This window comes from Allobosea sp. LjRoot90 (assembly GCF_964254315.1).
In the GTDB taxonomy this organism is placed as follows: domain Bacteria; phylum Pseudomonadota; class Alphaproteobacteria; order Rhizobiales; family Beijerinckiaceae; genus Allobosea.
In genome coordinates this window covers 1,111,226-1,123,482 of the sequence record NZ_CAXUTF020000001.1, presented here as the reverse complement: position 1 = coordinate 1,123,482, position 12,257 = coordinate 1,111,226, and the positions used below count along the sequence as shown (strand labels likewise).

The following is a 12,257-nucleotide window of genomic DNA, read 5'->3' as shown; positions in this document are numbered from 1 at the left end:
GACGAGGATCCGATCATGGCGCCCCTGCCGCTGTTCTATTCAAGCATCATCGTGCTCGACCGCAACGAGCATCGCGAGGCGCGCATCGCTCCGTCGGAGGCACCCTACGCCTTCGCGTCCGGAGCCCATGTGCTGCCGGCGCTGATGCCGGAATTCGCAGTCGCTTGCCGCGACATGCCGATCCTTTTTCTCGATGAGGCCGGCCTCGTCTCGCCGTTGTTCATGGTCGGGATGCGTCCCGGCGAGAGCTGTTTCGTCAATGGCGAGGGGCGCTGGCGTGGCCAGCATGCGCCGGCCTATCTGAGGCGCTACCCATTCGTCGGCGGCGAGGTCTCGGCGGAGCAGCAGGTCATCTGCGTCGATGGTGGCTTCTCCGGCCTGCAGAACGAGCAGGGCGAGCGTCTCTTCACAGAGGAAGGCGAGCCCGCGGAAGCCTTGCAGCGGGTCATCACCTTCGTCGGCGAATATGCCGATGCCGCCAAGGCCACGGCCGCCTTCACCGCCGAGCTCAAGACCCTCGACCTGTTCCATACGATCAACATCGACATACGCTCGGCCAGCGGCGCGAGCTCGAGCTTCTCCGGCTTCATGGCGGTGAGCGAAGAGCGCCTCAACGCGCTGTCGGACGAGATCTGGCTCGATCTGCGGCGGAAAGGCTATCTGGCGCCCATCCACGCCCATCTGATCAGCCTGGCGAACTTCGCCCTGCTCGGCGAGCGCTCATAAACAGACTTCACATCCTACCAGCGCGGAGGGCGGCAGGAGCGAAGGCCAACGGCTATACCGGCGGATGGGGGTGAGGCCTTATCTTGCTCCAGCGCAGTAATCCCGATGGCCCGCGGATATATCTCCATTTGTCATTGATGGAGATGGTCGTGGGTCTAGCGTCAGGTCAGTGATCGACTAGCGGCCAATCTGCTGGGGATGTGCAGATGACCATCGCGCTCATCATCATCGTGGCGGTGTATCTCGCTGTCGCAAGCCTGACTGTGCTCAATTCGGTGTTCGAAACCGAACGTTGCGTCCTCGCCACCAAAGACCTCGCCGTTATTGCTCTGGTCAGCCTGACCTGGCCGGTCGTTGGCTGCGCGCTGCTGTCGGCGCAGGCATGTCGAAGCCTGTTTCCAACCAAGCGCTGGTTCCTGCCTGCAGTGCGCTGACGCGCTCTGGTCGCTCGGAGCCGGGCCGCCTTGGCGGCACAACTCGACGTCGCCGATCGCTGTTTCGAAGCAAGCTCGATCTCGCGTAGCGGGCCTCAGAAATGCGCCTTTGGCTGGAGCTTTAGGGTGGTCCGCGTCGAATCCGCCATCTTCGACAACAACCAATCGGGGTTGCCGAGGTTGAAATAGGTCTTCAAGGCCAAACGCCAGAACAGACGCTCCGCCTGCGATGACGGCCCGTGTTGCGCGAATATCCTGGCGCATTCGGCCGTCGTGCGGCTTCCGTGGATCGCGCTGTTGTTGACGCCCGTTCTCCGGAAGCAGGCAATCGGCCGCTCGATCCGCCCATAGGGTTCCTTCTTCAGTGCCCGGCAAAACATGTCGTAATCGCCGGCGTCCCTGTAGGAGATGTCGAACCCACCCAGCTCCTCGAAGAAGGTCCGGGAGAAATACGTCGCCATGTGCATGATCGGGTTCCAGCCCAGGCAGACCAGCATCGCCGGTGTCATCCAGTTCGGAGGCGCCGCGAGCCCGCCGAGGCCGTGCCCACTTGAATCGATCCATCGAATGGCACCGACCACCCAGCGCCGGCGGCTCCTGCGGTAGGTATCCACGACCGCGGCAGCGGCCCCCGGCAGCATGACGTCATCGGCGCCAAGGAAGCCCAGTAACTCGCCTGACGAGTTGAAGGACCCCTTGTTGATGGCGTCGAAGATGCCGCTGTCCTTGCCTTGCATCACACGCAGCCCGAAGCTGCGGGCGAGCTCGACGGTTCCGTCGGTGCTGCCGCCGTCGACGATCACGTGCTCGATCTCGATGTCGCGCGTCGCGTTACGGCGCGCGGACTCGATGCATTCCTTCAGATAGTCGACGGCATTCAGCGTCGGGGTCACGATTGTAACGATCATGGATGCAGCTCCGTCGCTGAGGCCGGTCTGTTCACGAGAACCGGGGCGAATTCGCCATTTCCAGTCTCGCAGCGATCATCGGCAGGTGCTCGTCTTCAGCCGTGCCGGGCTCTTCGGCCACCGGAATCCGGGTCACCGCATTCTGCATCGCCCACATGGCCGCCTGGGTGCGGTTCCTGACGCGGACCTTCCGCAGGATCGCCTTGACGTGGACCTTCACAGTGGCTTCGGCGATCTCCAGCTTGCGCGCGATCACCTTGTTGGATTCGCCCAGCATCAGCCCCTCGAGGATGCTCACCTCCCGGACGGAAAGACCTTGGAACGGAGATCCGTCCGCCCGCCGCTGCACGCCCTGAAGGAGGCGCTGCGGCTCGACCGCAATCTCGGAGAGTTGCGACAGAAGCTCGGGCGGGAAGACGGCGCCATTGGCGATGACGACCTCCAGTGACGTGATGAGATCCTGCGCCGAAATGGACTCGACGAGATAGCCCACTGCACCGAGCTGGATGGCGCGACGCATCAGTTCGCGGCTGTCGCGGAGGGCGAGCGCCACGATCTTGGCGCCCTTGAACTGCCTTTTGATATCGCCGACGATCGAGCAGGACATGTCGTCGATCACGACGATGAAAAGGTCAGGAGCTTGGTGGCTGACTTCCGGCCTGTAGAGATCACAACTCGTTGTTCGCTGACTTACATGGAAGCGTGCACCATCCAATAGCTTGGTTATGCCTTCCCGAAGCAGGGCGTTGTCGCTCAGTACAGTGGTTTCGATGATTTCAGGCATCGGTACTCCCCTTTTACTCGGCACAAAACTATTGCGACAAATGCAACAAGGAGCGTGAGCTCCTTGTTGAATCAGCGATGAGATTTTTTTGTTATGTCAGAGAAATTCGGAGGCGGGTTACGTCTCAGATCGTCGATTTATAGACACCGGGCGGCGCAGCGGGATGTGCGCACCCAGAATTTCATCGTTAATAATTAGTTCATTCGGATGGGTTCGTCTTGTCGGGAATAATACGATACTGTCAGGATAATCCTGACAAGCGAGAGCTTTCCCCTTGGTCGTCGAGCTCGATATCGCTCTCAGGCCAACAGTTTCAGCCCGTCGGATCAACTTTGAGGATACGAAGCAGATCCTTCGCGAGCACTGCCGCTTCGGTCCGGTTGCGGACATTGAGCGTGCGCATCAGCGCGGAGACGTGAATTTTCGCCGTTGGCTCCGCGATGTGGAGTGCCTGGGCTATTTCCCGGTTCGAGAGCCCGTCAGCGATCAGTGCCAGGACATCTTTCTGTCGGCGCGTCAGCCCGAATGGGTCCTGTTGTGAGCCAATGACACGACGCTGTGTCGTTTCACGAGCGCTATGCCCGTCCGTGGAGGAGCCGAACGAGGTCAATCCGCGCGGGACCGCTAGTCGTCCGGCCAGAACCTCCTTAACCGCTTCGACGATCTCGTCATCCCGCTGCAGTTTCGAGATGAAGCCGTGGAAGCCTTCGGCGATGTAATGCAGAACCTGGTCGAACGTGCCGTTGCTCGAGATGATGACATAACGCGTCGTTGTCGAGGCTCGCTTGAATTCCCAGATGATCTGTGGGTCGGTGGAACCGCTGAGGTTCTGGCTGACGAGCACGAGATGGAGGGGCTGGTCTTCCATCAGGCTGCGCATCAGGCCGTTGAAATCTGCAGCCTCGAGAAACTCGGCTTCTGGCAGCGCGGCCTGCAGGATCGTGTGCAGACCCGTGCGGTAGAGCGCGTGTTCGTCGGCAACGAGGATCCTTGTCATATTCGCGCCGCCGGTCTGGTCGCTTTACAATCGGGAGACTCGACCGTGCTGGGGGCTCCGCCGGTTGCCGGCGGACCCTAAGCGCGGGCTCCTGGGCCCCCGGCATTGTCGTACCGGCAAAGGTCCTGCAAGTCGCCCCGCTCTTCAGGAGATGCGATTGCATGGCGCGTGGCGATTATTGTTTTGGCCACGCCAAGTTGAGTACTCCGCACAAGCCCGAACGCGATGTCTCAGCGCATCGATGGCTTAGCCGGTACCGTCAAACGTCGAGGATCCAGCCGTGATTGGCGCCATATCTGATGATGTCTAGGCGCGAATGCAGCATCAGCTTCTTGCAGGCTCTGTAACGGTAGGTTTCGACCGATTTGATGCCGAGTCCGACGCGCCGGGCGATCTCCTTGTTGGAGTGGCCGACGGCGGCAAGGCGCAGGACCTGGGTCTCACGATAGGTCAGCGTGCCGTTCGCGGCTGCCGGGGAGGGGCCGGAGGCGGGACAAAGCTTGCGAATCCATTCCGAGCGGAAGTCTTCCAGATCGGAATCGATGTAGACGCCGCCGCTCAGTACCGTTCTGATCGCCTGTACGACCTTTTCGCTTGCCGAAGCTTTGAGGACATAGCCGCAAATGCCTATCCTCAGCGCCTTCTGGACATAGCTCGGCTCCTCGTAATGAGTCAGCATGACGATGCGCGTGTCGGGCGCTCCTTCGAGGATGCGTTCGGCCAGCATCAGACCGCTCATGCCCGGCAGTCCCATGTCGAGCACCACGATCTCGGGGCATTGGCCGCGGACAAGTGCGAGCGCTTCGGATGCGCAGGTCGCCGTTCCGACGAGTTCGAGATCAGGCAAACCGAGCACGAGGGCTTGCAGGCCGGCGAGAACGACCGGATGGTCATCGACGAGGATGAGACGTGCCGTCATGACGGAACACCTCCAGGCAAGTCGCAGGTCAACGGAGCAATCGCCGTGACGATCGTGCCCTTGCCGAAGCGCGGGCCGATCGCCAGCGTCCCACCGATGTCGGACAGGCGTTGCCGCATCCCGCGGAGTCCGATGCCGGCGTCGCTACCTTCCGGTGGCATCGCTTCCGCAGAAAGGCCGACGCCGTCATCGGCTATCGTCAGCGAGACTGAGTCATCGGTGAATTCCAGGGCGACATCGACTTTCCGCGCGCCGAGCGCGTGCTTGAGCACATTCGTCAGGGCTTCCTGAGCCGCCCGATACAACGCGTTCTCGATGTCGATTGGCAGCAGGTCCGGTTCGCCTCCCTTCTTCTTGAAGGAGAAACCGAGTCTGCCATCGGCCGCGACCGATGCCACCATGGATTCGATGGCGCGGCTGAAGCCGAGTTCTTCGATGATGCGAGGCCGCCCGTTGACGACGGAATGGTGGATCTTGCGCCCGATCCCGGCGACATGCTCGACAATTTCTTCGAGACGCTTCTTTGCGGGCCCTTTCGCGCTATTCTGCAGGATCCGTAGTTCTGCAAGGACGAGGGCCATCTCCTGCCCGGCATGATCATGCAGATCCCGGGCGATGCGCTCACGCTCGTCACAGCGGATGTGGCTGATCTCGTCCTCCAGTTCGTGCGTTCGCGCCTCCACGACGCGCAGCGCTTCAGCGACGAAGCAGTATTGCTCGACCAGTCGCAGGCGGTCACCGCGCAATTCGTCGAACTGCTGCACGGCAACGCGTTGCTGCCGCTCCGCCGTTAAGCGCCTTATCCGCTCCGCGGCAGCGGAAAACCGTGTGTCGAGTACCGGGAACAGGCGCAGAAGGAGCGTGGCCGGGCGACTTCGGCGTCGGGGGACCAATGCATTGCCGAAGCAGCGATAGTCGATGGCACCATCCGGGCCGTCAAAACTGACCCGCTCGATCAATGGCTGGCGCGAGCCTGAGCAGGCGAGAAGATAGGTCTGCAAGGTCTCGACCCCGCTCGCGCACATGTCGAGCAGCGACGAGATCGAACTCGCGGGATTGAGAAGCTGGCTAGCGGCACGATTGAACGCGTGGACACTTCCATCGCTCGAAGCGATGACCGACGGCTCGAGATAGATCTCGAGGTCTAGTTCATGCCGAAGCTGTAGATGCATCATCTCGGAAGTATTCTCTCGTATCTGGGCCCAATTCCGTTCGCTTCAGATGAAGCACGACGCGGCAGCCAGGGGCGCCTCTGGCGATCGTTTGCTCGAGATCCACCGCAGCGTATCCGACCGTGTTGGCGGCCATCCGGCCGAAGATGTTCGAGGTCAGCATGCAGAGGGAAGGGTGGTTCGCAGCGGCCTTGCCGAGAGGACAGGCTGAATTCCCGAATACGACGCGGTCCTCGTCTTGCTCGATCAGAGAAAAGCTCCCGCCTGCGCGGTTTTTCAGATCGATCAGAATCTCGATCAGCTGGTCGCGGTTGAGGTTTCGGGTGCCCAGCGCCGCCTTGTATTGTTTCTCGATATCGGCTCCCAGCCGCGCGGCGATGCTGCTGACATAGACGCAGGCATCCTCGACACCCGCTATGGTTTCCAACAGCTCCGCCATGTTGGCGATCAGGGCGCTGGAAAGACCATTGTGGTCGAATTCGATGTCAAGCGAGCCGATACTCGGCGACGTCACGTTGGTGGCGGATGGAGTCACGATGACTGGCCTCCAGAGCGGGGCGCTGTTCCAATAAGAGCGTCCGTTGGCGTTCGTGGAAGATTGCTCCCGTGCCCAGGGGAGGAAGGGTTCCTTTCTCGGCAGTGATGTTCCATGTGATCTACTTCAAGTCTCCGGTTGTGTTGAACTATGAGTATCTAAATTTGAATTCAATATATGGATTTCAAAGTTTTTATATCCTTGATCCGCAATGTTTGTGATAAAATCGCTATCTAAAACGTAAGGCATATGAGCATTCCATAATTTTAAAGAATTTAGATGTCGATTTAATATTTAGAATAGAGCACTTGTTAGAAGGTCTGGATGGCGTGTGTGCCTACCACGAAGGCGCCGGATATTCTTCCTCGAAGGGAGAAAGATATAAAAACTGCGCAGCTAGCCATGGGTGCGGTAGGCGGGGTAATTTAACGTGTTCTCAAAACACCAAATGCGCATCTTCTCAGTGATAATAGCAGCTTATTGGGATGGTGTCTGCCGGAATTTAGCTAAACTTGTACTGAATGGATTTTTTACAGCAGATATTCTAATATAGGTTGTATGAGAACGTGCGGGTCGCTATCGGGCCGAGTCGAGTGAGAACCAAAAGGGAACGCAAAAATCGGATAATTTGTAACAAAATTAAATATACTGCGCTCGATTGATGATATAATAAGGTTTATATAGATCTTTACTATGTTGTTTCAAAATAAAAATACGAGATAAGTAGGCTAAATTTCACAAGTATTCTTGCTAGAGAATGATTTATAGCCCCTGGGGATCGCTTGGGTTTTGTAGCGCCTGGGAGCGAGCCGACCGGGTATCTTCGTTGGTAAGAATGTTGTGATCTTCACGATCATGTGAGGCCTTCTCGGCGCTTGAGCAGCAGAAGCGCCGAGGCCATGGTGGTTGCCTTGGCGGCGTTGCGAACCGCCGTTCACATTCGGCCCCCTTTCTTGCTTATCTACTGTCGATCAAAGGGCAACCGGGCCTGGTCGAATCTCTCGTCGATGCAATGGTAAAGCGACCAGTTTCCGGAGCCGCAGCCAGGCAAATGGCAGGAAGCTCCGCTGGGCGTGGTCCATGGGCGTGCGCAATACCAGGCCGGGGTCGATGAGCATTGTGCCGCCGGTCAGACCGGCGAGGATGCGGTTGAAGATTAAATGCTCGCAGATGCTGGGGCCGGCTTGAAGGTAGCTTCCGAGGCGGTAGATATCGGCACGGTAGAGACACAGGCCATTGAAGCTCGATGCGCATATGATCTCGCGATCGTCCGTGAGCGCTCGCTGGTGCGGATAAATCCGTGACTGGAAGAAGCGGTAGTATTCGAAGATGTCGATCCGGCTCTTCGCGAGATCGTCAAGAAGCGTCTCGAAGGATCGATGCTCGTCCTCGAAGGCCAGCAGGTCGTAGTAGTGCGGGCGTGAGGTTGCTGACACACCGAAAACGCCTTGTCGATCGAGTTTTGACGCCGCTGCGAGGAGAGCGGGAACCGAGGGCGGTCTGGCAATGACGTTGTCGATATCGAGAACGCAGACGAAGCGGGCTTCGATGCCGGACGCTTCGAGTTCACTCTTGAGCCGCTCGCGGCCCAGCGCCATCCGCCGGAGCCGCTCGGGCTCGCTTGCCATGAAAGGGGTTGGAACAAGGGTAATCTCCCTTTGCGTCTCCGCACGCTCAAGCAACAGCCGCGTCTCGTCGTGCGAACCGTTTTCGCCGACGAAGGCAGCCACGCTCATGCCACTGCGTCGAAGCGTGTCGAGCAGTGTCAGGAAGCGCGGGATCGTGGTGGCGCAGTCCTTGGCCAGAGCCAGGAAGGCGAAATCCCGATGCTTGGCTTCCGCTTGCTTCACGTCTCCGAGCTCCTGATGGCGATCAGCGATTTGGGCAGGAACAGGACATTCTCGGTCAGGATCTCGGCATCCGGAAAAAGGTCGGCAAGCTGGGCCCGGTCGAGCATCGAGGTGCCTTCGACGATCTGCATGGCGTGGTCGAGCGAGGTCGCCTTCGCATAGAAGCCGCGGGACTTGCTCGATATCAGTCGACGCTGCAGCGGCTGCGGCAGCCAGTGCATGATTGGCGCGTTGCTGTGCGGGTCGAGCGGAAACCAGAAGTTCGGCGTCTGCACGTAATAGTTCGGGGCCAGCCGTCTGATCTCGGCCGCGACGCGCTTCATATCGGCCCAGCGGCCGACATGCTCGATCAGCGAGTTGGAGTGGACGAAATCGAAGCTGAGATCGTCGAACTCTCCGACGTCGCGCGCATCGCCCTGGATGACATGGAAGCGCGGGTCGGATGATTGCTGCTTGGCTTCGATGTTCAGGAGAGAGATTTCGACACCCGACGCCGGGAGCTCGAATTGCCAGTAGTCGGCGTCTCCGCCCATGTCGAGAATCCGGCAGGAACCCCGCTTCTTCACCACCGCATCGATGATCGGGCGGACATAGGTCTTGAACCGTTCCTCGCGGAACTGCGAGCGGCGGAACGATCGCGGGATCATGTTCATGAGCTCTTCGCCTTACGACGCCGCACCGGTTCTGGAGGGCACGATCCTAGCGATGATCATTCCGCCGGCGGCCCGGTCCGACGACTGAGGCCGTTGGGCTTGCGGACTAAGCCGTTCTGGGCAGATGGTAGGCTTGGAGCCCGTTCCGATCAGATTGGGTCAATCTGATCGGATCCGGCTCTAGTCTGGACGGGAAAGCCGGCCGCCGGCCTCCTGGCCAAGGCTGCGGAACGTTTCGTAAGAGATCGGCTCATGCCCCCAGATGAGGAAAGGGGCATTCATCGGCCGGCGCAGCACATAGGTGTTGCGGTCGAACCGGTTGCCGCCCGTTTCAATGATCCCGAAATTCGGATTTGAAGGCGTGACGTCGCTGGCCCCACCGGACAGGCCGGCGTCGCCCTCATAGATGATCTCGTTGTCGTGCACCGCGTTGCGGGCCGTCCGGTAGAACAGCTGTTTCGCGCCGTTTTGCCGGTTGGATTGACCCAACCGCTCGCGGCCCTGATCGACGATGACGATCCCGCTGCTGCCTGCGGCGACGGTGACAGTGTTACCGTAGATGCTGACGCCTTCCGACGCCGCGACCTGGATGCCGGCGCCCCACACCCAGGCGCTGCCTTGCTGCCCACCGCGCCCGGTGCCGTTCAGGCGAACGATGTTGTTGCGGATGATGGCGTCGAAACTGATCTCGTAGAAGATTCCGGCGTCCGAATTGCGTTCGACGAGGTTGCTCTCGAACAGGACGTTGCGGCAGTCGACATCGCACCACAGGCCCGAGCCGTAATTGTCGTGCACATGGTTGCCGCGCATGGTCAGGCGCTCGACCTTGCCGGCCTTGACGCCGCCGGCCTCCCAGGCGGCGTCGAAGCCGTAGGTGTTGTTCTCGTAGATTTCGTTGCCCTCGATCAGGACGTCGGCGCCATTGGGCGAAATCCCGAGCTGGCCGTTGTGGTGGACCTTGTTGTTGCGAACGATGCTCCGCTCGCCGGTCGCGATTCCCGATCCGCTGTTGAAGCGGACCTCGTTGCCTTCGATCAGCCAGTCCGTGGCGCGTGGATTCTCGTCGCCGAAGATTGCGCCCTGCTGGGCCGGCGTCGCATATTTCTCGACGATCAGGCCTTTGACGGTGACGCCACGCGCGCCCTTGTTGTTGAAAGCGTAGGGCTGCCGCGTCCTCTCCACTATGCGGCCTCGCGGATCGTCCGCGAGATAGCTCAGCCCTGTCGCTGCGTCGGAGAAGATGCTTCCGGGCCGTAGGTCAGCGCGGTCAGCGACCGGCTCCAGCGGCTGCCCGTCGAGAAAGAAGCGTCGCGGGTCGTTGCAGCGAGGCCGCGAGGTCAGGCAGGTGCCGAACGGTTTGATCGCAAGCCTCGGTGTGGCCGTTACCCAAAAGGCTCCCTCCCGTCGGATATCCGTGACCAGGTCGGCCCCGTTCAGCACCGCGCCGGATTGACCGATGAAGATCTGCCTGTCCCTGGGCGCGATCAGCTGCGCTCGGTGGACGCCGGCCGCGATGCAGAAGGTCGCTCCTGGCGGCGCCTTGTCGACGAGGGCCTGAATGGAGGCGCCAACCGGAACCTGTATCGAGCCGGCAGGGCAGGGCGCGCTTTCGGCTGCTTCGGATGGAGGAATCCCTAGCCATGCCGCCGCGCCGAGGAGAGCTGCGCCCGCGATGCGAGTGCCGTTGCGCCCCACGGGTCGGGGGCGCGCGGGCTCCTCGACGACATGCCAGGCGCGATAGACCATCAGCGAACCGAAGCCGATCCCGAACAGGATCCAGAAGGGGATGCCGAGCATCGGCCCCTCGAGCGCGACGTCGAAGGATGCGTCGATGACGATCGAGGCGAGATAGCAGACCAGGAAGACGAAGTAGCGCGCCCAGTCGAGGTCGCCGCGCCGCCAGGCGAGATGGGCGGCTCGCAAGAGCGCGATGGTCCAGCTGCCGATGGTCAGGAGCCAGAGCGCCAATCCTGGCACACCGCCTCTGCCGAGATAGGTCATGTGCACGCTGTGGGGGCTGCGCAGGGTCGGGCCGCCACGTTCGAGGCCGACCACGAACCCGTCCGCCTCCGCCAGATTGATGCCGAAACCTTTGCCGGTCCAGAAATAGGGGCCGTGGACGGTGTAGTCGCGGATGGCTTGCCACCAGCCCAGCCGCCACTGCTTGGTGCCGTCGAGATTGTTGGCGTCACTCGATCCCGCGACGCTGGCGAGGTTCTCGACAACGGCGGCGGCGCTGATCGGCCGCTCGCCTCGGGGCAGGTCGATCTCCAGATCGGCGGCGTAGGCCACTAGCAGGAAGAGCGTGAGGCCGCCGGCGATGGTGGCGAGGCGAGCTGACTGACCGGTCAGGACCATGGCCAGGAGCAACGGGAGCAGCAGGGCCAGCATGCCGCCACGACTCTGGCTGGCGATGAGCAGGGCCGCGCCGATCGCGAAGATCAGCCAGGTGCGGCCGACCTTGCAAAGGCCGACCAGAACGAGCACGAGCGCACCGCAAAGGTGCGCTGCGAGTTCCCCCGAGCGCACTGAGATGATCTCGACATTCTGGCCGGGCAACTTCGGGATCGAGGCGCCGAAGAACCGCGCGATGAGGTAGAGCACGATGGCGACCGGGATGAGCACACGCGCGTGCACCCTGAAATAGCCGACGACCTGGGCGATGCGGATCGGGCGTTCCACCAGAAGCGCCGCGACGATGAAGGCGAAACCGCCGTAAAGTGCGACCGCCCCGTCCCGCAGCGCGTCGACCCCGTAGGCGCCGATCCCTTGCAGCGTCCGCAGCAGTACCCAGGCCATGAGCAATGCCGCGCTGACGGCCGGCACAGTTGTGAGCAGCGACGTCGCGCAGCCCGAGGCGAGGAAGGCGAGGAGCCCGAGCGTGAACAGCATCTCGCCTACGAAAAGTGGCGGCACGCCGAGATAGGCGAAGCTTTTCCCTAAAACGACATATCCGGCGAAGCCGAAAGCCAGGATCGGCAGGTAGCGATCGGTCGCCCGGCGGTCGGCCGCGGCACCAGTCGGTGTTCGTGACATCACTTTCACCATCCGCCCTCGCTCTATGCGGCATCGGCCGTCGCGACAGGAGGGTACCGCTCAGCCATCTCGAAGCAGGCTGGGCATTCGAGGTAGCCAAGCCGGCAAGGAGGGCGCTTCACCACCTTTTGGGCAGTCCCTATGCCCAGAGCGGCAGGCGCGAGGACGACGCTAGACTTCGAACCGTGAAGATGCGGCCAGGCGATCGCCAGCGGAGGCTCGATGACATGCAGCGCGTGGCCC

General features: G+C 61.1%; 11 protein-coding genes. 2 read left to right on the top strand and 9 right to left on the bottom strand.

The window, feature by feature from the left end; translation table 11 throughout:
* Window positions 1-15: 15 nt before the first annotated feature.
* Together ACSQ3M_RS05345 and ACSQ3M_RS05340 are read left to right on the top strand one after the other, a co-directional pair.
* Window positions 16-726 carry a SapC family protein gene (locus tag ACSQ3M_RS05345; RefSeq protein WP_436149012.1) on the top strand — a complete coding sequence of 237 codons (711 nt, stop codon included), beginning with the start codon at window positions 16-18 and terminating at the stop codon, window positions 724-726.
* Window positions 727-932: 206 nt separating this feature from the next.
* Window positions 933-1,160, top strand: a complete 228-nt coding sequence (locus ACSQ3M_RS05340) for a hypothetical protein (RefSeq protein WP_436149011.1) — start codon at window positions 933-935, stop codon at window positions 1,158-1,160.
* 95 nt (window positions 1,161-1,255) lie between these two features.
* On the opposite strand, the gene ACSQ3M_RS05335 is transcribed toward ACSQ3M_RS05340, so the two are convergent.
* From ACSQ3M_RS05335 to ACSQ3M_RS05295, 9 genes are all read right to left on the bottom strand, one after another.
* Window positions 1,256-2,068 (bottom strand): glycosyltransferase family 2 protein, encoded by an 813-nt coding sequence (locus ACSQ3M_RS05335; RefSeq protein WP_436149010.1) that lies wholly within the window; start codon window positions 2,066-2,068, stop codon window positions 1,256-1,258.
* Window positions 2,069-2,099: 31 nt separating this feature from the next.
* Complete coding sequence (locus ACSQ3M_RS05330) at window positions 2,100-2,852, bottom strand: LuxR C-terminal-related transcriptional regulator (RefSeq protein ID WP_436149009.1); 753 nt, start codon at window positions 2,850-2,852, stop codon at window positions 2,100-2,102.
* A gap of 313 nt (window positions 2,853-3,165) precedes the next feature.
* On the bottom strand, window positions 3,166-3,849 hold the full coding sequence (locus ACSQ3M_RS05325; protein ID WP_436149008.1) for a LuxR C-terminal-related transcriptional regulator: 684 nt from the start codon (window positions 3,847-3,849) through the stop codon (window positions 3,166-3,168).
* Window positions 3,850-4,108: 259 nt separating this feature from the next.
* Window positions 4,109-4,768, bottom strand: coding sequence for a response regulator (locus ACSQ3M_RS05320; RefSeq protein WP_436149007.1), 660 nt, complete (start codon window positions 4,766-4,768; stop codon window positions 4,109-4,111).
* Window positions 4,765-5,943: an ATP-binding protein gene (locus tag ACSQ3M_RS05315; protein WP_436149006.1), complete on the bottom strand. Its 1,179-nt coding sequence runs from the start codon at window positions 5,941-5,943 to the stop codon at window positions 4,765-4,767. Before ACSQ3M_RS05315 ends, ACSQ3M_RS05320 begins: the two co-directional genes overlap by 4 nt.
* A complete protein-coding gene (locus ACSQ3M_RS05310; RefSeq protein ID WP_436149005.1) occupies window positions 5,918-6,475 on the bottom strand; it encodes a methanogen output domain 1-containing protein in 558 nt (185 codons plus the stop codon). The genes ACSQ3M_RS05315 and ACSQ3M_RS05310 overlap by 26 nt, the downstream gene beginning before the upstream one ends.
* Before the next feature lie 971 nt (window positions 6,476-7,446).
* Complete coding sequence (locus tag ACSQ3M_RS05305) at window positions 7,447-8,325, bottom strand: glycosyltransferase family 2 protein (RefSeq protein ID WP_436149004.1); 879 nt, start codon at window positions 8,323-8,325, stop codon at window positions 7,447-7,449.
* Entirely contained in the window at window positions 8,322-8,978 is a 657-nt protein-coding gene (locus ACSQ3M_RS05300) for a class I SAM-dependent methyltransferase (RefSeq protein ID WP_436149003.1), read from the bottom strand. The genes ACSQ3M_RS05305 and ACSQ3M_RS05300 overlap by 4 nt, the downstream gene beginning before the upstream one ends.
* Window positions 8,979-9,158: 180 nt before the next feature.
* Complete coding sequence (locus tag ACSQ3M_RS05295) at window positions 9,159-12,014, bottom strand: right-handed parallel beta-helix repeat-containing protein (RefSeq protein ID WP_436149002.1); 2,856 nt, start codon at window positions 12,012-12,014, stop codon at window positions 9,159-9,161.
* Window positions 12,015-12,257: the final 243 nt, after the last annotated feature.